The sequence below is a fragment of the Winogradskyella sp. 4-2091 genome (genome assembly GCF_045765065.1).
Lineage (GTDB): Bacteria > Bacteroidota > Bacteroidia > Flavobacteriales > Flavobacteriaceae > Winogradskyella.
Genome location: NZ_JBJKOD010000015.1, coordinates 33,458 through 55,798 on the forward strand (window position 1 = coordinate 33,458; position 22,341 = coordinate 55,798).

18 protein-coding genes are annotated in these 22,341 nt (G+C 32.3%); 15 read left to right on the plus strand and 3 right to left on the minus strand.

From position 1 onward, the window contains the following. The first annotated feature begins 2 nt into the window (after positions 1-2). Both ligA and ACJBCC_RS15335 read left to right on the plus strand, forming a co-directional pair. Positions 3-1,997: an NAD-dependent DNA ligase LigA gene (gene ligA / locus ACJBCC_RS15330; RefSeq protein ID WP_407557669.1), complete on the plus strand. Its 1,995-nt coding sequence runs from the start codon at positions 3-5 to the stop codon at positions 1,995-1,997. 180 nt (positions 1,998-2,177) lie between these two features. Then, positions 2,178-2,849 (plus strand): hypothetical protein, encoded by a 672-nt coding sequence (locus ACJBCC_RS15335; RefSeq protein ID WP_299103169.1) that lies wholly within the window; start codon positions 2,178-2,180, stop codon positions 2,847-2,849. Positions 2,850-2,857: 8 nt separating this feature from the next. On the opposite strand, the gene ACJBCC_RS15340 is transcribed toward ACJBCC_RS15335, so the two are convergent. The 3 genes from ACJBCC_RS15340 to ACJBCC_RS15350 all read right to left on the minus strand — a co-directional run bounded on the left by ACJBCC_RS15340 (position 2,858) and on the right by ACJBCC_RS15350 (position 5,766). Beyond that, complete coding sequence (locus ACJBCC_RS15340) at positions 2,858-3,967, minus strand: adenylate/guanylate cyclase domain-containing protein (RefSeq protein WP_407557670.1); 1,110 nt, start codon at positions 3,965-3,967, stop codon at positions 2,858-2,860. Between the two features lie 121 nt (positions 3,968-4,088). Further along, entirely contained in the window at positions 4,089-5,003 is a 915-nt protein-coding gene (locus ACJBCC_RS15345; protein WP_299103174.1) for a bifunctional UDP-sugar hydrolase/5'-nucleotidase, read from the minus strand. Between the two features lie 4 nt (positions 5,004-5,007). Then, positions 5,008-5,766 (minus strand): 5'-nucleotidase C-terminal domain-containing protein, encoded by a 759-nt coding sequence (locus tag ACJBCC_RS15350; protein ID WP_299103176.1) that lies wholly within the window; start codon positions 5,764-5,766, stop codon positions 5,008-5,010. Positions 5,767-5,837: 71 nt separating this feature from the next. Here ACJBCC_RS15350 and ACJBCC_RS15355 point away from each other — a divergent pair, with 71 nt between their 5' ends. The 13 genes from ACJBCC_RS15355 to ACJBCC_RS15415 all read left to right on the plus strand — a co-directional run bounded on the left by ACJBCC_RS15355 (position 5,838) and on the right by ACJBCC_RS15415 (position 22,336). After that, complete coding sequence (locus ACJBCC_RS15355; RefSeq protein ID WP_299103178.1) at positions 5,838-6,356, plus strand: DUF6913 domain-containing protein; 519 nt, start codon at positions 5,838-5,840, stop codon at positions 6,354-6,356. Continuing rightward, on the plus strand, positions 6,356-7,240 hold the full coding sequence (gene dapA / locus ACJBCC_RS15360) for a 4-hydroxy-tetrahydrodipicolinate synthase (RefSeq protein ID WP_299103180.1): 885 nt from the start codon (positions 6,356-6,358) through the stop codon (positions 7,238-7,240). The genes ACJBCC_RS15355 and dapA overlap by 1 nt, the downstream gene beginning before the upstream one ends. Before the next feature lie 108 nt (positions 7,241-7,348). Next, complete coding sequence (locus ACJBCC_RS15365) at positions 7,349-8,149, plus strand: outer membrane protein assembly factor BamD (RefSeq protein ID WP_407557671.1); 801 nt, start codon at positions 7,349-7,351, stop codon at positions 8,147-8,149. A 14-nt stretch (positions 8,150-8,163) separates the two neighbouring features. Further along, the gene (locus tag ACJBCC_RS15370; protein ID WP_299103246.1) at positions 8,164-8,490 is read left to right on the plus strand and encodes a DNA-directed RNA polymerase subunit omega; all 327 of its coding nucleotides are present in this window, start codon (positions 8,164-8,166) and stop codon (positions 8,488-8,490) included. A gap of 4 nt (positions 8,491-8,494) precedes the next feature. Further along, positions 8,495-9,706 carry a bifunctional phosphopantothenoylcysteine decarboxylase/phosphopantothenate--cysteine ligase CoaBC gene (coaBC, locus tag ACJBCC_RS15375; protein ID WP_407557672.1) on the plus strand — a complete coding sequence of 404 codons (1,212 nt, stop codon included), beginning with the start codon at positions 8,495-8,497 and terminating at the stop codon, positions 9,704-9,706. Then, positions 9,699-10,586 (plus strand): DUF4835 family protein, encoded by an 888-nt coding sequence (locus ACJBCC_RS15380; RefSeq protein WP_407557673.1) that lies wholly within the window; start codon positions 9,699-9,701, stop codon positions 10,584-10,586. The genes coaBC and ACJBCC_RS15380 overlap by 8 nt, the downstream gene beginning before the upstream one ends. 127 nt (positions 10,587-10,713) lie before the next feature. After that, positions 10,714-12,366 carry a DNA repair protein RecN gene (recN, locus tag ACJBCC_RS15385; protein ID WP_407557674.1) on the plus strand — a complete coding sequence of 551 codons (1,653 nt, stop codon included), beginning with the start codon at positions 10,714-10,716 and terminating at the stop codon, positions 12,364-12,366. 44 nt (positions 12,367-12,410) lie between these two features. Next, entirely contained in the window at positions 12,411-13,229 is an 819-nt protein-coding gene (locus ACJBCC_RS15390) for an enoyl-ACP reductase (RefSeq protein ID WP_299103189.1), read from the plus strand. 240 nt (positions 13,230-13,469) lie between these two features. Then, positions 13,470-18,002 (plus strand): fibronectin type III domain-containing protein, encoded by a 4,533-nt coding sequence (locus ACJBCC_RS15395; RefSeq protein WP_407557675.1) that lies wholly within the window; start codon positions 13,470-13,472, stop codon positions 18,000-18,002. A 137-nt stretch (positions 18,003-18,139) separates the two neighbouring features. Next, entirely contained in the window at positions 18,140-19,141 is a 1,002-nt protein-coding gene (locus ACJBCC_RS15400) for a glycosyltransferase (RefSeq protein ID WP_407557676.1), read from the plus strand. Position 19,142: 1 nt separating this feature from the next. Then, positions 19,143-20,102, plus strand: coding sequence for a hypothetical protein (locus ACJBCC_RS15405; RefSeq protein WP_407557677.1), 960 nt, complete (start codon positions 19,143-19,145; stop codon positions 20,100-20,102). Continuing rightward, positions 20,102-20,695 carry a dephospho-CoA kinase gene (gene coaE, locus ACJBCC_RS15410; RefSeq protein ID WP_407557678.1) on the plus strand — a complete coding sequence of 198 codons (594 nt, stop codon included), beginning with the start codon at positions 20,102-20,104 and terminating at the stop codon, positions 20,693-20,695. Before ACJBCC_RS15405 ends, coaE begins: the two co-directional genes overlap by 1 nt. Before the next feature lie 69 nt (positions 20,696-20,764). Continuing rightward, positions 20,765-22,336 (plus strand): sensor histidine kinase, encoded by a 1,572-nt coding sequence (locus tag ACJBCC_RS15415; RefSeq protein WP_407557679.1) that lies wholly within the window; start codon positions 20,765-20,767, stop codon positions 22,334-22,336. The last annotated feature ends 5 nt before the right edge of the window (positions 22,337-22,341 follow it).

Sequence of the window (22,341 nt, forward strand, 5' to 3'; positions counted from 1 at the left end):
TAATGAACACAAAACAACAAATAGAATCACTTAGAGAAGAATTACGTCAGCACAACTACAATTATTACATTTTAGATGATGCAACGATAAGTGATTATGATTTCGATATAAAATTAAAAGAACTTCAAGCTTTAGAAGAAAAGCATCCTGAGTTTTTTGATGCTAATTCGCCAACACAACGTGTTGGTGGTGCAGTGACTAAAAATTTTAAAACAACGGTTCATGATTCTCGAATGTATTCTTTAGATAATTCATACTCTAAAGAAGATTTGTTGGATTGGGAAACACGAATCAAAAAAATGGTAGATGGCGACGTTAACTATATGTGTGAGTTAAAGTACGATGGCGCATCTATGAGTTTAACCTATGAAAATGGTAAATTATTAAGGGCAGTCACACGAGGCGATGGTGTGCAAGGCGATGAAGTTACGGCGAATATAAAAACCATTAATACCGTTCCGCTTCAATTGAAAGGCGATTTTCCAGAACGTTTTGATATACGAGGCGAAATTGTTTTACCTATTGAAGGCTTTTTAAAAATGAATGCGGAACGCATCGAAAACGAGGAAGAACCTTATAAAAACCCAAGAAATACGGCATCAGGAAGTTTAAAGCTTCAAGATAGTTCAGAAGTGGCAAAGCGTCCTTTAGAATGTCTTTTATATAGTATAGTGGGCAACAATCTAAATTTAACTTCGCAATACGAAGGTTTAGAAAAAGCTAGAGCTTGGGGATTTAAAGTGCCAAAAGAAGCCAAATTAGTAAAATCTATTGATGAGGTTTTAGAGTATGTAGACTATTGGGATAAAAACAGACACAATTTACCTTACGAGATAGATGGTGTTGTAGTTAAAGTAAATAATCTATACCAACAAGATGAATTAGGTTTTACTGCAAAAGCACCACGTTGGGCTATGGCGTATAAGTTTAAGGCCGAACAAGTTTCTACACGTTTAAATGAAATTACATATCAAGTTGGAAGAACAGGAGCTATAACACCTGTTGCTAATTTAGAACCTGTAGAATTGGCTGGTACAACGGTTAAACGAGCTTCGCTTCATAATGCAGACCAGATTGAAAAATTAGATATTAGAGTAGGCGATGAGGTTTTTGTAGAAAAAGGAGGCGAGATTATTCCAAAGATAATTTCGGTAGACCTAACAAAGCGTCCTGCGGATTCTATACCAACGAGTTATATTGCTAGTTGTCCTGAATGTGGTACAGAATTAGTTAGATTAGAAGGTGAGGCAAAACATTACTGTCCTAATTATATAGGCTGTCCACCACAAGTGGTAGGTAGAATTCAACATTATATCTCTAGGAAAGCTATGGATATTGATGGACTAGGAGGTGAGACGGTTGCTTTATTAGTTAAGGAAGGCCTAATTTATAATTATTCAGATTTATATGAATTAACTGTGGAACAAGTGATTCCGTTAGAACGAATGGCAGAAAAAAGTGCTGTAAACTTGGTTAATGGTATTAAGGCTTCTAAGCAAATTCCGTTTGAGCGTGTACTATTTGCTTTAGGCATTCGTTATGTAGGTGAAACGGTTGCCAAGAAATTGGCTAGGCATTATAAATCTATCGATGCTTTAATGTATGCATCGCTATTAGATTTAGTTACGGTTGATGAAATAGGAGAGCGCATTGCGCAGAGTGTTGTGGAGTTTTTCTCTTCAGAAGAAAATAAATTGATTATAGAGCGCTTAAAAGGGTTTGGAGTGCAATTAGAAATCTCAGCTGAGAAACTTGCTAACCAAACTGATAAGTTAAAGGGGTTGTCTATAGTGGTGTCTGGCGTATTTGAAACGATTTCTAGGAATGAGCTTAAAAAACTCATAGAAGATAATGGAGGAAAGGTGTCTTCATCTATCTCATCTAAAACATCTTATCTCGTTGCAGGTGATAAAATGGGACCAAGTAAGCGGACAAAAGCCGAAAAATTGAATATTCAAATACTAACAGAATTAGACTTTTTGAGTAAATTGAAATAAATTCTTACAGAAAAACAGCTATTTATTCGATGAAATACATAATTTATTCGTTAAAGTGTTAAAAAAATGTTTATATTTGCTTCCATAATTAAGGGATCAATTATAATGTTATTAAATAGAACGATAAAAATAATATTGCTACTGCTGGGAGGAGTTTATATTTCGCTGCAAGGTTTAACCTTGGAGGTAGAAGGCGCCTACGTAAGTGCAATCGCGCTAGTATTATTTACAATTTTTTATATTGGACGTTCGAAAGTTAGATCTAAATTCTTTATTACATTTCTTATTACATTTACTTTAGCACAAGTATTAGGAGCAATTTCTTGGCACACTCCTGAAGTTAAGGCAGATGAAGTTGATTATTTATACTTTGTTAGTAATATGCTTTATATAGTGTCTTATGTTCTGTTAATACTTAAAACGATTAGGCAACTGAGATTAAGAACAATATTTTCTGAATTAACCATTCCGATTTTAGTTTTAGTTGTTTTAGATATATTCTGTGTATCGCTAATCTCAAATACAACAGAAGGTGTGTTGACTACCTCACAATATATTTTAGAATATACTTACAATGGTGTTGTTATGGCATTATTATCCATTGCGCTTATCGATTATATGTATCGCAATAACTCAAAGTCTATGCTATTTTTATTGGCTACTATATTCCTTACGTTTTCAGAAATAATTCAATTAGCGTATTTCTACATTTTAAATGATGACAGTTTGGGATACATTTATGCCTTCTTTCTAGTAATTGCCTTCGTCTTTTTATATGCACAGTCTCAATATAAAGTTACTGAGCCGATAGCAGCATATATTGACGAACCTTTAGAAGTTGAAAACACCTAATTGATCAATTAGTCGAGTGTGTTGTCACTTTTAACTTGTTCTTCAATAGTATATAAGTCAACCACTTCTTTTCTTCCTTTTAACTCATTATTACCTTTAAATTTTATGGAATATGGATGGTCCAAATTTAATATATTTAATAGCTGAGAAGATATTAATAGGTCAACGGAAAGTTCATTACATAAACCTTGAATTCTCGCAGTCGTATTTAAAGTATCACCCGTAAAAACCACATCTTTTTTTATTCTTCCGATTTCACCAGTTGTAACCTCGCCAAAATGAATTCCGGCTTTAAAAGTTGGATGTACTTTATATTTATCAATAAATTTAGATTTTCGATTTTCTAAGTCGTGTTTCATTTTGAAGAAGCAATAAATGCAATTATTGTTTATATTCTTTGAAACTTTCCATGATACAACCATTTCATCACCTACGTATTGATAAACTTCACCAGAATATGTTATTACTGCTTCTGAAATTACATTATAGTATTCATTTAAAAGCTTGAAATATTGATGGTGGCCAATTTTTTCAGCAATTGCTGTTGACGATTTCATATCCAGAAACATAAAAATCCTGTTTTCAATTTTTGGCTTATGATATTTGCCTGTTATAAAATTTGAAAATGAATTAGGACCAACTTTTTCACTTATTTCATTGTAAAAAAGTGTAAAAACAAGTGAAACAGCCATTTGAAAACTAGTACTAATAAAGCTTATACTATTGATGAATTCACTGAATTTGTTCAAAATTTGCTCGTCGAAAATATTTGTTTTTAATTCAATACTCGCTGCTACAGGATAAGCGATACAAATTATAATAAAGAGAAATAGAGAGTAGATAATTGACTTTCCTATGACTTTGGTTAAGAAACTTTTTTTTAAAAACAATTGGTTTATAAAAAGTAGTTCAATGATTCCTAATATCAAACCAACAATTGTAACAACAGGCAAGGCAAATAATACAATTTTATAATCTAGTTTTATGACGCCATTGATTGTATAGCCAAAATCTTTTGTGGCGGCATACTCAATTATTAAAAAGATGATACCAAATATCAGCCAGATTAAACCAAATGGAATAACTCGTTTAATATTTCTTTTAAGTTTTGGCGTCATCCTTTGAATTCCATTCGAGTTTAGTATGATTTGTTTTTAAAGTATTAATGTTTCAATCCATTATCTATTTACGGATAGTAGTTTCTCTAAATGATTAATCTAAAATTACTCTGAGCTCTAATTACACAACTATGGAAGCGCCATCTGCTTTAATGTTTTTTCCAGAATTAAAATAAAAATCTACTTTACCAAGATATAATCCATAACAACCAACTTGATTAACTAAGACATTTTTACCAACACTATTTTTTTCAATCGTAGGTTTAGGTAAAAAGGTGTGCGTGTGTCCTCCAATAATAAGATCAATATCTTTTGTTGCTCTTGCTAATTTTAAGTCGCTAACTTTGTTTGGCTTATTCTTATAATTATAGCCTATATGAGAAAGGCAAATAACTAAATCACATTTTTCTTCTTCCTTCAAAATTCGAGACATGTCTTGTGCTTTTTCAATAGGATCGTGATATACGGTTTCTTTATACATTTTTTTATCCACTAAACCTTCTAGCTTAATTCCTAATCCAAAAACACCAATTTTAATTCCGTCTTTAATTAAAATTTTATAAGGTTTTACATGCGTATCCATTACAGTATTTGAAAAGTCATAGTTGGCAGAAACGAATTCAAAGTCAGCATGAGGAATCTGTGCATAAAGACCATCAATTCCGTTATCAAAATCATGATTTCCAATTGTGGCTAAATCGTATTTTAGCATGCTCATAAGCTTAAATTCCAATTCGCCTCCATAATAGTTAAAATATGGTGTGCCTTGAAAAATGTCGCCAGCATCTAATAATAAAGTATTCGGATTTTCTTGTCTTATAGATTCCACTAAGGTTGCACGTCTTGCAACACCTCCTTTATTCGCATTTCTGCCGTCATCTGGTCCAAAAGGATCAATATGACTGTGAACATCGTTGGTGTGCAGTATGGTAATCTTAGTGATTTTAGACGAATCAAAAGATTGTAAACTAAGTCCGCCAACACCAGCTAAAACGGTTGCAGCAGTGGATTTTTGTATAAATTGTCTTCTTTTCATCGTTTTAAAACTTTAATTTGATAAATCTGTTGTCGATCTTTGGATTTAAGGTGTCTGTCTTCTTAAAATTATCAATTAATACGTTTCTAATTTTATAATCTAAGATGGTTAAACCTTCATTGGGTTGAAAAAACGTCATACCATCTCCACCATTATAGAGATAATCGTTAGTAGCAACGTAATACGTTTTTTTAGGATCAATTGGTTCTCCTAATACTGTTGCAGACTTAATTTTGTCATCAACCGTTAAAGTAAGTTGAAGCTGTTTAGAAATAGGATGAGCGCGTTTAGCTTTTGCTAAATAGTCCATCATTTCATTAACTTTATTGCCTTTCATGGCTACCACAACTACAGAGTTTTCAAACGGCATTACTTCATAAGCTGTTCTTGTTGTAATATTTCCTTGAGATATAATAGCACGAATACCACCATGGTTTAACAAAACAAAATCTATATGTTCGCTAGTTTTTTTAAGGAACACCTCGTTACCTTCATCATAGACAGCATCAGCCATCAAATTTCCGATAGCAGTATTTAATTCGCCATCAGATTTAGAATAAGTGTCTAATGCGTAAGAGATAATATTATCCATATCTGCATTAACATGTTCTCTGTAAGGTTTAATAAAATCTTCTACTTCTTTATTGGGCTCTAAGGTCTCGTCAATATTTATGCGTTTACCTTCAATTTTAGAAACTTGCGAAGAAGAACAAGTAAAAAGCAGTAGTAAAAAACAAAGTTTTAGTGTGTGTTTAATAGTCATTGAATAACTTATATAAAGTTTGTATTAAAATGTGAGTGCTTTTATTAAATTTGCACAAAGGCTAAAGATAAATGATTTTAAAAGCATTTAAAGAAAAATCAAATCGAAAATATGTGAACAAATTGTTGGCAGAACGAAAACCTTCTGTAAACAATAGTAAAGTAAAAACAGTCGCGGTTTTATTAAATGCTAATGAGTTTCATGAGTTTGAGGTGTTTAGAGTCTATTTTAAAGAATTAGGCTTAACATCGCCAAAACATAAGATTGTGGCCTTTACTATGGATGATAAATTAGAGCACAATCAGTGGAATGCGCATTATAGTCCAAAAGATTTTGGATGGAATGGTAAAATAAAAAACCAAGATTTACAATCTTTTATTGATGAGCCGTTTGATATGCTGATTTGTTTTTTTAAAAATCCGGTATTACAATTAAATCAAATTACGGCTATATCTAAAGCTAATTTTAAAGTTGGAATTTCAAATGAAGATGAAAGACTCTACGATTTAATTATTGATGTAGAATTAAAGAACATCAATATATTTAAGCAAGAATTGAAGAAATATTTAAACATACTAAAAAAATTATAATGACAAAGTTTATAGGAACTGGTGTAGCGTTAATTACACCTTTTAATGCGGATTTAAGTATCGATTTTGAAGCATTAGAGCGTCTTGTAGAATACAATATTGCAAACGGAACTGATTATTTAGTAATAAGTGGAACAACTGGAGAAAGTGTTACCGTAACTGCAGAAGAAAAAAAGGAATTAATAGCTTTTATAGCTAAAGTAAATAATGGAAGATTGCCGCTTGTACTTGGAATTGGTGGTAATAATACAGCAACTGTAGTGGAAGAAATTAAAGCTACGGACTTTACTGAAATTGACGGAATTTTGTCAGTTTCTCCATATTACAGTAAGCCAACACAAGAAGGTATTTATCAGCATTTTAAAGCAATTGCATTAGTTTCACCAAAACCTATAATACTATATAATGTTCCTGGTAGAACATCTTCTAATATGTTGCCAGAGACAACATTGAGATTAGCTAAGGATTTTGAAAATATTGTAGCCGTAAAAGAAGCAGGTAATAATGTGCATCAATATTTAGAGCTTTTAAGGACTAAGCCAAAAGGTTTTTTAATACTTTCTGGTGATGACGACTTAGCTTTGGGTGTAGCATTAGCAGGAGGTTCTGGTGTTATTTCTGTGATAGGACAAGCATTACCAAAGGAATTTTCTGAAATGATTCGTTTAGGTATTGCTCGCAAGGCGAAGGAAGCGTATGATATTCATTTTAAGCTTATGCCAATTGTAGGTTTAATATTTTCAGAGAACAATCCGGCTGGTATAAAAGCTGTTTTAGAAGCTCTTAATATTTCAAATTCAAATGTGCGATTGCCGCTAGTTGAAGCTACAGAAAACCTAAAAGATGCTATAAAAAACGAATTGAAAATATTAGGTAAAAGTTAAACTTTATATAAATACCTAATTAGCCTAAAAACAACGTTTAAATTAGCCAATAATAATTGTTTTTAAATTCCGTTTATAATGTTTACTTTTGCAGTCTGTTTAAAATTTATGAAGAGAGGACTTTACATATTACTTGTTACTTTAATATTAGTATCATGTAGTGATTTTCAGAAAACCCTAAAATCTGAAGATACTTCGGCCAAATTTGATATGGCTGAAGAACTTTATAATGACGGGAAGTGGGCAAAATCATTTAGATTACTAGATCAAATTCTTCAGAAGTATAGAGGAAAACCTCAGGCAGAGAAATTAACATTTATGCATGCTATGTGTTTGTATAATATGAAAGAGTATTATAGGTCTAGTTATCATTTAGATAAGTTTACGGATATTTACCCGCAGAGTGAGAAGGCAGAACAAGCTTCATTTTTATCTGCTAAAGGTTATTATTACAATTCACCTATTTACTCTAAAGAACAAAAAGAGACTATAGAAGCGATTGAAAAATTACAGTTGTTTGTAAATGCTAATCCTAATTCTCAATATTTAAGTGAAGCTAATACTTTGGTAAAAGAATTAGATTTTAAATTAGAGAAAAAGGCATTCGAAATTGCAAAGCAATATGATTTAATTAAAGACTATAAAGCATCAATTAAATCATTCAATAACTTTTTATTAGAGTTCCCAGGAACGACATTAAGAAGTGAAGCTTTTTATTACAGATTAGATGCTGCTTATAATTTAGCCATTTTAAGTGTAGAGTATTTAAAGGAAGAACGACTCAATGAAGCAATTGGCTATTATAATGCTTTAAAGAAAGCATACCCAAACTCAGAAAATATTCAGAATGCTACGGCATTGTACAACCAATTACAAGAAGAGTTGAATACATTAAAGACAAAAAGTTAAACTATTATATAATGATGGATTTAAAAAAGACAGATGCACCAGTAAGTTCAGTAACTTACAACAGAAATGAAATAGATGCACCAACGGATAACATCTATGAAGCAATTTCAGTTATTGCAAAACGTGCAGAGCAAATCAATACTGACATAAGAAGAGAGTTAATTGATAAACTTGAAGAGTTTGCAACATATAACGATAGTCTTGAAGAAATTTTTGAAAACAAAGAGCAAATCGAAGTTTCTAAGTTTTACGAAAAATTACCAAAACCACACGCACTAGCTGTAAAAGAGTGGTTAGATGATAAAATTTATCATAGAAATACTGAGGATCCTCAGTCTTAATTAAATGTCTATTTTAAAAGACAAAAACATTTTATTAGGCATTACAGCTGGTATTGCCGCATATAAATCTGCTAACTTAGTAAGATTATTTATAAAAGCAGGTGCTAACGTTAAAGTCGTTATGACACCTGCTTCTAAGGATTTTATAACACCACTTACACTTTCTACTTTATCTAAAAACCCTGTTTACTCATCTTTTACAGAAGATGGAGATGACAGTCAGGTTTGGAATAATCATGTTGATTTAGGCCTTTGGGCTGATCTATTAATAATTGCACCTGCAACGGCTAACACTATGGCTAAAATGGCAAATGGTGTATGCGATAACATATTATTAGCAACGTATCTTTCGGCTAAATGCCCAGTTTATTTTGCGCCAGCAATGGATTTAGATATGTATAAGCATGAAACTACAAAAGCTTCTTTTGAAAAACTGATTTCATTTGGTAATAAGCTCATTCCTGCAGGTACAGGTGAATTAGCAAGTGGATTAGTAGGTGAAGGTAGAATGGCAGAACCTGAAGATATTTTTAATTATATAGAGAAGGATATATTAGATCAACTACCACTTAAAGGTAAAAGGGTGTTAATTACTGCTGGTCCAACATATGAAGCGATAGATCCTGTGCGCTTTATTGGTAATCATTCAAGTGGCAAAATGGGTTTTGCAATCGCAAATGCAGCGGCAGGTTTAGGAGCTGAGGTTATTTTGGTTACTGGACCAACACACCAAAAAACAGGAAATAATTTTGTGACTGTCAATCCCGTAACAAGTGCAGATGAAATGTACAATGAGGTACATAAGCATTATAAAGAAACTGATATTGCAATTCTTTCTGCTGCAGTTGCCGATTATAGACCAAAAAATGTGGCTAGTCAGAAAATAAAAAAGAAGGAATTTACGTTTACTATTGAGTTAGAAAAAACTAAAGATATTTTAAAATCACTTGGTGAGATTAAATCACATCAATTTTTAGTGGGTTTTGCTTTAGAAACAAATAATGCTCTAGAACACGCAAAAGGGAAACTAAAATCTAAGAATTTAGATCTTATTGTTTTAAATTCCTTGCAAGATAAAGGTGCAGGTTTTGGAGTGTCAACAAATAAAGTTACATTTATTACATCTACTAATGAAATTATAGAAAACGACTTAAAGTCTAAAAGAGAAGTGGCTCAAGACTTAATGGAACTTATACTAAAACAAACTCATGCGTAAATTATTTCTTTTATTTGCTTTACTAGCTTCAAGTATTTCATTTTCACAAGAGCTTAATTGTACAGTTAATGTAATTGCTCAGCAAACAGGAAATGAAAATGATATTATTTTTAAAACTTTAGAAAAGCAGTTAACAGAATTCGTAAATAATACGAAGTGGACCAACAAATCTTTTGAGGCACACGAGCGTATTAACTGTGGTATGGTTATCAATGTAAGAGAAAATAATAATGACGCTTTTTCTGCATCGATACAAGTATCGTCATCGCGTCCAATTTTTAATTCTACTTACAGTTCGCCTATTTATAATTATAATGACAAAGATTTTAATTTTCAATATTTAGAATTTCAAAATTTAGTATTTAATGAAAGCCAGTTTGAATCTAATTTAGTTTCGGTTTTGGCATTTCACGTCTATATGATTTTAGGAATGGACGCAGATTCCTTTGAGTTAAATGGAGGGAGTGATTATTTTAAACAAGCACAGACAATTGCTAATTACTCACAGCAGCTTAGTGGTCAAGGATGGAAATTAGAAGACGGTTTACAGTCGCGTTTTGCATTAATTGACAATATTATATCGCCTTCGTATAAAAGTATACGAACAGCGGTATACATGTATCATAGAGAAGGGTTAGATATTATGAATGACAACCAGAAAGATGGAAAGACGAAGATCATTTCTGTTTTTGATGAGTTGAAAAAAGTACATAGCGTACGACCAAATTCGTTTCTAATGCGCGTATTTTTTGATGCCAAAGCAGATGAGATATTAGATATACTTAATGGAGGTCCTAAGGTAAATGTTGCTGATGCAAAAGATATTCTCAATAAAATAGCACCAATGTATTCGCAAAAGTGGCGTAATATTAAATATTAGTGTTTTAAGAAAGTGTTTTAGCTTTTTAGAATTCCGAATATTTTCAGAACATTAGACATTTTTCTTCTTCTGTTTTCAATTTTTAAGCCATAATCACTTAATTTCGTATTGTAAAAATTAATTAAGATTGCTTACATCACTATACATAAAAAACTACGCTCTTATTGATGAGCTCAATGTATCCTTTAACAACGGACTAACTATTATAACTGGTGAAACAGGAGCAGGAAAATCTATCCTGTTAGGTGGTTTATCTTTAGTATTGGGTAAGCGTGCAGATCTAAGTCAGGTTAAAAACGCAAAGGATAAATGTATTATCGAAGCCAATTTTGATCTTGCTAACTATAATTTAAAGTCTTTGTTCAATGATTTAGACTTAGACTATGATGTGCAAACCATAATAAGACGAGAAATACTGCCTTCTGGTAAATCTAGAGCATTTATTAATGACACACCAGTGAATCTAGAGAGTTTAATTAGCTTAAGTAAACATCTTATAGATATACATTCGCAGCACCAAACACAGCAACTAACACAAGATGATTACCAATTTAAAGTTATTGATGCTTTGGCTAATAATCAGTCGCATTTAGATTCGTTTTCTAAAAGTTTGAATGTGTATAAGTCTCTTCAAAAGGCCTTAGAGAATTTAAAACTTTCTAAAGCTGAATTAATAAAGGAATACGATTACAATTTATTTTTGTCTAAAGAATTGAATGAAATTAATTTAGAAAACGTAAATCTTGAAGAGTTAGAAGCGCAATATGAAGAATTAAATAATGTTGAAATAATAGGTGAGAAAATAAGTAGTTCAAAATCTATTTTAACAGCTGAATCCTTAGGTGTTTCAGATCAAATTATTTCAGTGAGACAAGAGCTCTCTAAAATTGAAAATTTCGGTAAATCTTACCAAGCTTTAAAAGAACGTATAATTAGTGTTGGTATAGAAATCGATGATATTTTAATAGAATTAGATAATTTAGAAGAAAACTTATCATCAGACCCTCAGGAATTAGAACGGATTAATCATCAACTTCAAATTATAAATAATTTATTTCAAAAGCATTCAGTTTCTACCATTGAGAAATTATTAGTTATTAAAATTGATTTAAAATCCAAAATTGATAATACTGAAAGTTTAGATGAAGCTATACTTCTTAAAGAAGAAGAAATCTTAAAAGCAAATAAGAAACTCAATCAATTAGCATTAACTATTACTAAGAATAGAAAAAAAGTTATTCCAATATTTGTTTCAAAATTAGAAACAATTTTAGCATTATTGGGTATGCCTAACGCTAAGTTTAAAGTTGAGTTAGAGTCTAGAGATACATTTGTTTCAAACGGAAAAGATAATTTACAATTTCTGTTTATGGCCAATAAAGGATCTAGCTTTAATGAACTAAAAAAATCAGCATCAGGTGGTGAGCTTTCACGTATTATGCTCGCTATAAAATCGATACTAGCAGAATATATTCAATTACCTTCTATTATGTTTGATGAAATTGATACAGGTGTTTCTGGAGAAATTTCAAATAAAATGGGAGATATTATGAAGCAAATGAGTAGCCATATGCAAGTATTTGCCATAACGCATTTACCACAAATAGCGGCTAAAGGTGTTTCGCACTTTAAAGTTTTTAAAACGGATATTAAAGACATTACGCATACACAACTTAAAAAATTAAATGAAGAAGAGCGTATTGTTGAAATAGCACAAATGCTAGGAGGATTGAGTATTACAGATTCTGCGATGGCTCATGCCAAACAATTATTGAATTAAAAATTAATTATTTACCAATTTAAATAAACTAACAACAAAACATTATGTCTTACAACTTACTAAAAGGAAAAAGGGGAATCATTTTTGGAGCATTAGACGAAAACTCTATAGCTTGGAAAACTGCGGTTAGAGTGCATGAGGAAGGCGGAACGTTTGTTCTTACAAATGCACCTGTTGCTATGAGAATGGGTCAAATAAATGAGCTTGCTGAAAAAACGGGTTCTCAAATAATACCAGCAGATGCAACTTCAGAAGAAGATTTGCAAAATCTAGTAGAACAATCAATGGAGATTTTAGGTGGTAAAATAGATTTTGTACTGCATTCTATTGGTATGTCTATTAATGTAAGAAAAGGCAAACACTACACAGATCAAAATTACGCATGGACTCAAAAAGGCACAGATGTTTCCGCTATGTCATTTCACAAGGTCATGCAAACATTATACAAAGCAGATGCTATGAATGAATGGGGTAGTATTGTTGCTTTGACTTACATGGCTGCCCAACGTGTTTTTCCAGATTATAATGATATGGCAGATAATAAAGCGTACTTAGAAAGTATTGCACGTAGTTTTGGTTATTTCTTTGGTCGCGATAAGAAAGTGAGAGTAAATACTATTTCACAATCTCCAACACCAACAACAGCTGGTAGTGGTGTAAAAGGTTTTGATGGCTTTATTGCGTATGCAGAAAAAATGTCTCCGTTAGGTAATGCATCTGCTATGGATTGTGCTAATTATACGATCACATTGTTTAGTGATTTAACTAAACGTGTTACACTCCAAAATTTATATAATGATGGTGGGTTTAGTAATATGGGTGTAAGTGATAGTGTTATGGAAACCTTCGTAGATAATCAATAAGGATCACTCTTAAAGCATTGAAGACCATAATACAAATTAGCGTATTATGGTTTTTTTTTGTTTTTGAATTTCGGTAAATTCAAAAACATATCCGCTAAGAGGTTCACTAATGTAATTAACAACATTGAAAGATGTCGCTGAACGTCCTTTTATACATTTCATCGATTTGAAAGTTAAACATCTTCTTCTTCTAAAGTTTTAACATATTTTTAGAGAATTACTAACTATTAATCCATTTTTATGAAAAAAAATTTACTACTAACAATTTTTGCATTTTGCTTTATCACGTTTGGCTTTTCCCAGGCTGATTGCGCGAATGCATTAGTATTAACTCCAGGGACACCACAAGTAGGTGATACAACTGGACAAGCAGGAAGCTTCTCCGATTCTAATACTGCTCCAGAAGTTAACCCTTGTAGTACCTTCTACAATGATCTTGAATATTGGTTTCAGTACACTGCTGTTGAGACAGGTGAAACTCTAGATATTACAATATCTGACCTTACCAATACTTACTATGGTGTATTTGTAATTGATAATTGTCCTGATTCATCACCAAGTTGTGTTGAATCTGCTACTAATGGTGGCTCTTCTGCTGATCTAGTATTAACTACACCTGCTTTAACAGCAGGAGTCGTTTATTACATTGTATTATCAGATTGGATTCAAGGACCAACGACATTTACTATGACTAGTGCTGTAACTCCTCCACCTACATGTTTAATTCCAACAGATTTAACTGCAACAGGTATAACTGATTCTTCAGCAGAATTAGCTTGGACAGAAGCTGGCACTGCATCAGTATGGAACATAGAAATAGTAGATGCCGGAACTGCGGCTACAGGAACAGCGACTGCGAGTGGCGTTGCTAATCCGTATTCAGCTATGAGCTTAACAGAGAATAGTGATTATGAATTTTATGTACAAGCAGATTGTGGTATGACAGATGGCGTATCAGAATGGGCTGGTCCATTTGCATTTTCAACAATATGTGCATCAATTGCTCCTGATTATTTGGCCGATATGTCTTCAAATACACCAGACTGTTGGGAAGAAGCAAATAGTGGTGATGCTGCAAGCGGACCTATGGATTTAGGTTCTGGTTTATGGTATGCATCGAATCATAACGGAACACCAAGTAATGCTATTAATATTTGGTCGGATGTAAGAAGCGATTGGATAATATCTCCAGTTTTTGATTTATCTGCTGCTGCGCCTAGTGAACTTAATATATATGTTGCTTTAACTGAAGCCGGAACTAGCGGTTCTGATGCAGATTTAGGTTCTGATGATAACGTTGAATTATTAATGACTACAGATGGAGGTGCAACTTGGACTTCAATGCAATCTTGGACACAAGGAAATGTGCCAACTGATGTAGGAGAAGAAATTACGTATGATTTATCTGCAATCACAGGAACGGTACAATTTGCCTTTTTAGGTGATGAAGGTGACGTAAATGATACAGAAGATGTTTATTTCCACGTAAGTAAATTTCAAGTAAGAGAGACTCCAGCATGTATAGAGCCTTCGGCTTTTATGGCTTCAGGTGAAACAGTAAACTCAGTAGATTTAGCATGGACTATGGGAGATTCTGAGACATTATGGGATATTGAATTGGTTGATGTTACTGCTGCAGCTTCTGTAACAGGGACACCAACGACATCAGGTATTACTACAAACCCTTATACTTTAATGGGGCTTGATGCTAGCAATGATTACGAAGTATATTTAAGGTCAGACTGTGGTGCTGGTGGAACATCTGCATGGATAGGACCAGTTGCTTTTTCTACTCCTTGTGATGCAGTAGTAGCACCTTACTCTCAAGATTTTGAAAATGCTGGTGATATTCCATCTTGTTGGACAAGTTCTTCTTCTACTACAAGAGAATGGGATTTTGCAACTTCTCCTACATTTGGAAATTCTTATGCTGATCATACCTCGGGTTCTGGTTATTTTGCTTTTGTTGATGCTTCAACGGCAACGACATCTACTGATGCGACTTTATTATCTCCAATGGTAGATATTTCAAGTCTTACAACTCCTGCATTATCATTCTATGCATATCATTTTGTTGCTGCTGGAACCAATTCAAATACGCTTACTGTTGAAGTTTGGGATGGAGCAGCTTGGAATCAAGTTTACACAGATGCTGATGGAAATTTAGATGATTGGGAAGCGATTATCATTGACTTATCGTCTTTAACTATAACTGGTAACGTTCAAGCTAGATTTATTGTTGATACTGAAACAAGTTCGAACTATGAAAATGATATAGCAATTGATGATGTATCATTTGATGAAGCACCGTCATGTTTTGACCCTTCAACTTTAGCGGCTTCAAATATTTCTGCAGATTCAGCAGATTTGAGTTGGGTAGAAACTGGTTCTGCCACAGCATGGAATATTGAAATAGTAGATGTTACAGCTGGAGGTTCTGTTACTGGAACAGCAACAGCAACAGGCGTTGCAAATCCATATATGTTATCTGGTTTAACTGACTCTAATGATTACGAATTTTACGTTCAAGCGGATTGTGGTGCTAATGGAACATCTTCATGGGTTGGACCATTCTCATTTACAACAACTTGTGCTACGTTTACACCAGATTATACTGAAAGTTTTGATACGTTCGTACCAAACTGTTGGATAGAAGCTGGTTCTGGTGATCCAACAACTGGTCCTACTGAATTAGAGTCTGGTTTATGGAATCATACTGATTTTTTAAATGCAGGTGGTGATGATAATTCAGCGAAAATTAATTTGTATACAACAAATAGAGAAGATTGGTTACTTTCTCCAACATTTGATTTATCTGGAGGAGGTTATGAATTAGTCTACTCAGTAGCTGTTACAGATTACAATAATTCTAATGTGCCAGAATTGGACGGAATGGGATCTGATGATGAAGTTCAGGTTTTAATCTCAACTGACTCTGGAGCTACATGGATTAATTTAGAAACATATAATCAATCTAACATACCTTCTGAAATTGGAGATATTGAAATTATTGATTTATCTGCGTACACAGGAATGGCTCAATTTGCTATTTGGGCAACTGATGGTACTGTTGATGATGCTGAAGATTATGATTTCTTTATAGATGAATTTAAAGTAAGAACACCTCCATCTTGTTTAGAACCTACAAATTTAGTAGCTACTGTTACAGGTTTGGAAACTGCAGATATTGCCTGGACAGCTGGTGATAGTGAAACAGAATGGACTTATGAATATGGCGTTTCTCCATATACTCAAGGTAGTGGTGGAACTACAGGGACAGTGGATACAACACCAACATTAAGTTTAACTGGTTTAGTATCTGGTGAATCTTATGATATTTATGTACAAGCTAACTGTGCTTCAGGTTCAGATAGTGTTTATATAACAACATCGTGGACGCAACCATTAAGTGGTGCAACTTGTGAGGTTGCTATAGATGTAACTGCTCTTCCTTATAATACATCAGATGACACTGCCAATTATGGAGATGATTACACTGGATCTGCAGGAGCAACTGGTTGTGGTACAACTTCCAGTTATCTTAATGGTGATGATGTAGTTTATGCTTATACAGCAACTGCAGATGGCACAATTAATATTGCTATGTCAGCAATAGGAAGTACATACTCTGGACTTTTTGTTTATACTGACTGTGCAAATATTGGTACAGAATGTGTAGCAGGATTTGGGAATGGCTCTAGTACTAATGATTATGATTTAGATCTAGATGTAACTAATGGAACTACTTACTATATTGTAATTTCTACTTGGGCAACTCCTCAAAGTACAACGTATACACTTGATATTACTGAAGTTTTATGTGCGGCTGCAACTATTGATAGTTCTGCAATAGTAGAAACTTGTAATGGTGACGGAACAGGTACATTTGTTGTTGATATTGTAGTATCAGATGCTGGTGATGCAGGTGGAGTTTTTGATGATGGAACAAATACATATCCAGTAGTTGTAGGAACTGTAACAGCAGGTCCTTATAATAGTGGAGATTCTATAACTATAGAATATACAGCAACTGATGTGGCTTGTAGTTCTACTGTAGGTTTATTTGAATTTGCTTGTCCTCCAGTTAATGATGAAATTTCAGCAGCTATTGCAGTTACTGTAGATGAAGGATATTGTGATGGTACTAATTCAAACGGAACAAATGCTGCTTCAACAGATTCATTAGAAGGAGATGGCTCTTGTTTTAATGGTGGATCGAACGATGTTTGGTTTACATTTACTGTACCAGCTAGTGTGGCAACTGTAGACATTTCTACAGATTTTACAGGTGGAACATTAGTTGATTCTGAAATAGCAGTATATTCTGGAGTTTCTGGTGCATTGGTACAATTAGACTGTGATCAAGATAGTGGTACAACTAATTTATCTAATGGATTTGCTTGGAATTCAATAATTTCAGATTTAGCTGTAACTGTTGGAGAGACTTATTATGTTCAAGTTTCAGGATATAGTGGAGCAGAGGGAAGCTTCTGTTTAGATATTGTAACTAATCAAGTATTAGGAACTGATGATATTGAAAGCGAATCTGCTTTTACATACTATCCTAACCCAGTAGAAAACACATTAACATTAAATGCTCAAAATAACATTGAGAACGTTAGTATGTTTAATGTACTTGGTCAAGAAGTATTAAGAGTTACACCTAATTCAATTGATAGTGAATTAGATATGTCTCAATTACAAAGTGGAGCATATTTTGTAAAAGTTACTATTGCAAATAACACACAAACTATAAAAGTGATTAAGCAATAAACTTAATTAAGTTATAATTTAAAAAGCCGCTATTTATAGCGGCTTTTTTTTGTTTTATAATTTAGTAGTGCTTTTATTTTCTTTTTAGCTTAACTAACTATAATTAGTTGTATTTGGTTTATTTACCTTTGCATCTTATGAATGCAATTGAATTTTCTTTTATCATTCCGGTTTATAATAGACCAGACGAAATTAAAGAACTCTTAGAGAGTTTTCTCAAATTTGAAGATACCGTTCCGTTTGAAATTGTGATTATTGAGGACGGTTCAACTGAGTCTTCTGAGCTTATTATAGAACAATTTGAAAGCAACTTAGATATTTCATATTATATTAAGGCCAATTCTGGACCAGGAGATTCTAGGAATTTTGGTATGCATAAGGCTAAAGGTAATTATTATATTATTCTAGATTCTGATGTTATAATGCCTTCAAATTATTTAAATGAAGTAGTTACTTTTTTAGAGGCTAATTATTATGATTGTTTTGGTGGTCCTGACGCTGCACATAGTTCTTTTTCAAATTTACAGAAAGCTATAAATTTTGCTATGACTTCTTTTATTACAACTGGTGGTATAAGAGGTGGCGAACATAAGGTTGAAGATTTTCAGCCAAGAAGTTTTAATATGGGCTTGTCTAAAAAAGCATTTTTAGCATCTGGTGGATTTGGTAAAATTCATCCTGGTGAAGACCCAGATTTGTCACTTAGGTTACACAAATTAGGTTTTAAGACCACCTTAATTAAAGATGCTTTTGTTTATCATAAGCGTCGTATTTCATGGTCAAAATTCCACAAGCAAGTTAATAAATTTGGTATGGTAAGGCCAATACTAAATCAATGGCATCCAAAATCTAAAAGTTTAGTTTATTGGTTTCCTACTTTATTTAGTTTGGGTTTGTTAGGTGCTTTATTTTTTATGATTTTTGGTATTTATTTTCCAATATATTGCTATGTTCTTTACTTTATAATTGCATTTATATTGGCTTTAATTTCAAATAAAAGTTTAATTATCGCTTTTCAGGCCATAATAGCCATTGTTATTCAGTTTTTAGGTTACGGGTTTGGGTTTTTAAAATCAACTTTTTATTTAGTAGTTTTAAAAAGAAATCCGGAGAAAACTTTTCCTAAATTGTTTTTTTGATATGAAACAAAATAGTTCAAGCATATTTGATAAATTAAAAAAACGAAACTATAAACGATTTGGTTTATTTTTTATCGCAGCCTTTGTGTTACTGCTTTTTTCTAAATTATCTAATGACTACAAGCAAACCATAAAATTAAAAGTTAAACTAATCAACGTAGAAGATGAGATTATTATAGAAAATGATTCTTCAAATTATGTTGATGCTTATGTAGAAGCGAAAGGGTTTTCTTTAATACCTTTAATTTTCAATGAGTCGAAAGAGCTTATTGTCAACTCTAATAACAATGTTGTATTAAAAGGAAATCAATATATTTTTGATGTACAAAAACATAAGTTTTTAATTGAAGGGCAGTTAGGTAATTCATATAACTTGTTATCAGTTATTCCAGACACTTTGCGAATTCCGTTTTCTAAAAGGGCATCTAAAATGGTACCCATAAAATTAATAGAAAATATTAATTATGCTGTTGGTTACGATTTGAAAGGAGATTTTTTGTTTAGCCAAGATAGTATAAAAGTTGTAGGCTCATCAACTGAAGTCGATTCTATAACAGCCATATTTACTGATAAGTTGGTATTGGATAATGTGAACAGCAAAATAAATACAACTATAAAACTCAATATAGATCAATTAAGAAATGTTGAAATCTATCCTAAAGCGCTTTTAGTAACAGGAGAAGTCGCTAGATTTACAGAAGGAACAAAGGAGGTGCCTATTACAGTAACTAATCAGCCAAATGATATTACTATAAACTATTTCCCTAAGACTGTAAGTGTATCATATTATGTGGATTTAGAAGATTATAACAACATTAAAACGGAAGACTTTAGTGTGGAGTGTGATTTTGCTGAAATAGACAATAATCAGAATTATTTATTACCAAAAGTGGTAAAGAAGCCTTTGAGTGTTAAGCGCGTTAATATTAAACAAAAACGAATAGATTATATTAAATTATAATGGTAGTAGTAGGTCTAACAGGTGGTATTGGAAGTGGTAAAACCACAATACTAAATTATTTTAAATCTTTAGGAGTCCCAATTTACTTGGCTGATGATGAAGCAAAAGCTTTAATGAACAGGTCTAAGGTTATTAAACGGAAGTTGGTGGCACTATTTGGAGAAGAAGCTTATAAGGATGATAAATTGAACAGACCCTATTTAGCTTCAAAGATTTTTAACGATAAGGCCTTGTTAGATAAAATGAATGCCATTGTACATCCAAAGGTCGCATCGCATTTTAAAAGATGGCTTCAAAAACAAAGTTCAACTTATGTTATAAAAGAAGCTGCTATAATATTTGAAAATAATCTACAAAGTCAATATCATTATATTATTACGGTTATAGCTGACGAAGACCTAAGAATAAAGCGTGTTATGAAACGTGATAATACTTCAAAAGAAAAAATAAAATCGATAATAAATAATCAATTATCTGATAAAGAAAAAGCAGAAAAATCTGATTTTGTGATTGTTAATAATGATTTACTTGTGGCTAAAAATCAAGCTGATAAAGTTCACAATGAAATTCTTCAAAAAATAAAGCACAAATAATCCACTTTCTTTTGTTAACGTTAGGTTAAACCTAATTTGTGCTATATGTTAAAATGTTAAATTTGGCTGATGAGCAAAAAGCTATTCGTGTTATTGATAGTCTTAATGAGTTTATCACTCATCGGTATAATTTTTGTACAGTCTTTTTTTATTAATAATAGTATAGAAAACGAGAATAAGAACTTTACCTTGAGTGTAAAGCGATCCTTAAGTCTTGTTTCTAAGTCTATTGAAGAAATGGAGTTTAGAGACGCATATTCTAAACTGCAGCCATATTTAAATAAGGATAATAAAGTAGATTCTGTAAAAATTAGAAAGCTTTTTATAACAACAGAAGATGACATTAACGATCTTACGATTGTTAATAGAAGTACCGTTTTAGAGGAACATTATAAAGTACCTCCTTCATTGTTCTTTGAAATTGATGCAGATAGTTTAAATATTAGTAAACTCACTAGCGAGCGTGTTACAGAAGTTTATAGTAATGCAAGACTAGACGGTAAAAAGTCTGTTGAGCCCATACAAAGGCTTAGAGAAATTACTTCTATGCCAATCGTTGTAAGACAAATGTACGAGGATGTTTTTAAGCCTTTGTTGAAAACGATTCCTATTTATAAACGTATTACAACAGATCAGGTAGAGTTGTATTTAAATAGAGAGTTAAAAGATGAAGGGATAGATTTAGATTTTGAATTTGGTATATATGACGAAGATTTGGCTACCAAAATTCAAACTCAAAATTTTGAAATGTCTAACGCCTATAAAGGTGTACCAATTTTTTTAGATAACAATGAAGAAAGTAGTTACACGCTTTGGGTAGAGTTTCCAGATAGAAAAAAGTATTTATTATCCTCAATTATATGGATGATAATACTATCGATAGTATTTACAAGTATAATTATCATTGCATACACAAGTGCCATATACCAATTAATAAAGCAACGTCAAATATCACAAATTAAGACCGACTTTATTAATAATATGACGCACGAGTTTAAAACACCAATTGCAACAATTAATTTGGCATTAGACTCAATAAAAAACCCTAAAATAATAAATGACCAAGAGAAGGTATTGCGTTATTTAGGAATGATTAAGGAAGAGAATAAACGAATGCATGCTCAAGTAGAGAATGTATTACGTATTTCTAAGTTAGAAAAGAATGAATTAAATATCAGTAAGGAAAGACACGAGTTACACGACTTAATAGAAGATGCTGTTACTCATGTAGAACTTATAGTAGAAGATAGACAAGGCTATGTTAAAACGCATTTAAATGCAGAGCATACATCAGTTTTAGCAAACGAAACGCATTTTACAAATGTGTTAGTGAACATTTTAGATAACGCAATTAAATACTCTGATGATGCACCAAAAATAGACGTTTACACGGAAAATGCTGGTCATAATATTATTGCAAGAATAGTAGATCAAGGTAACGGAATGTCTAAAGCTGTTGCAAAACGGGTGTTCGAGAAATTTTACAGAGAGCACACAGGTAATGTACATAATGTAAAAGGACATGGGCTTGGTTTAGCTTATGTGAAAAGAATAGTAGATGATCATCAAGGTCATATATCAGTAGAAAGTGAAAAAGGGAAAGGCAGTACTTTTATAATAAAGATGCCATTAATATCATAAAAATA

Excerpts from the sequence above, each read along its gene's own strand:
- coaE (WP_407557678.1), top strand. The coding sequence starts at position 20,102 with ATGGTAGTAGTAGGTCTAACAGGTGGTATTGGAAGTGGTAAAACCACA.
- ACJBCC_RS15355 (WP_299103178.1), top strand. The coding sequence starts at position 5,838 with ATGATTTTAAAAGCATTTAAAGAAAAATCAAATCGAAAATATGTGAAC.
- dapA (WP_299103180.1), top strand. The coding sequence starts at position 6,356 with ATGACAAAGTTTATAGGAACTGGTGTAGCGTTAATTACACCTTTTAAT.
- ACJBCC_RS15380 (WP_407557673.1), top strand. The coding sequence starts at position 9,699 with ATGCGTAAATTATTTCTTTTATTTGCTTTACTAGCTTCAAGTATTTCA.
- ACJBCC_RS15340 (WP_407557670.1), bottom strand. The coding sequence starts at position 3,967 with ATGACGCCAAAACTTAAAAGAAATATTAAACGAGTTATTCCATTTGGT.
- ACJBCC_RS15390 (WP_299103189.1), top strand. The coding sequence starts at position 12,411 with ATGTCTTACAACTTACTAAAAGGAAAAAGGGGAATCATTTTTGGAGCA.
- coaBC (WP_407557672.1), top strand. The coding sequence starts at position 8,495 with ATGTCTATTTTAAAAGACAAAAACATTTTATTAGGCATTACAGCTGGT.
- ACJBCC_RS15405 (WP_407557677.1), top strand. The coding sequence starts at position 19,143 with ATGAAACAAAATAGTTCAAGCATATTTGATAAATTAAAAAAACGAAAC.
- ACJBCC_RS15395 (WP_407557675.1), top strand. The coding sequence starts at position 13,470 with ATGAAAAAAAATTTACTACTAACAATTTTTGCATTTTGCTTTATCACG.
- ACJBCC_RS15370 (WP_299103246.1), top strand. The coding sequence starts at position 8,164 with ATGGATTTAAAAAAGACAGATGCACCAGTAAGTTCAGTAACTTACAAC.
- ACJBCC_RS15415 (WP_407557679.1), top strand. The coding sequence starts at position 20,765 with ATGAGCAAAAAGCTATTCGTGTTATTGATAGTCTTAATGAGTTTATCA.
- ligA (WP_407557669.1), top strand. The coding sequence starts at position 3 with ATGAACACAAAACAACAAATAGAATCACTTAGAGAAGAATTACGTCAG.
- ACJBCC_RS15345 (WP_299103174.1), bottom strand. The coding sequence starts at position 5,003 with ATGAAAAGAAGACAATTTATACAAAAATCCACTGCTGCAACCGTTTTA.
- ACJBCC_RS15400 (WP_407557676.1), top strand. The coding sequence starts at position 18,140 with ATGAATGCAATTGAATTTTCTTTTATCATTCCGGTTTATAATAGACCA.
- ACJBCC_RS15365 (WP_407557671.1), top strand. The coding sequence starts at position 7,349 with ATGAAGAGAGGACTTTACATATTACTTGTTACTTTAATATTAGTATCA.
- ACJBCC_RS15350 (WP_299103176.1), bottom strand. The coding sequence starts at position 5,766 with ATGACTATTAAACACACACTAAAACTTTGTTTTTTACTACTGCTTTTT.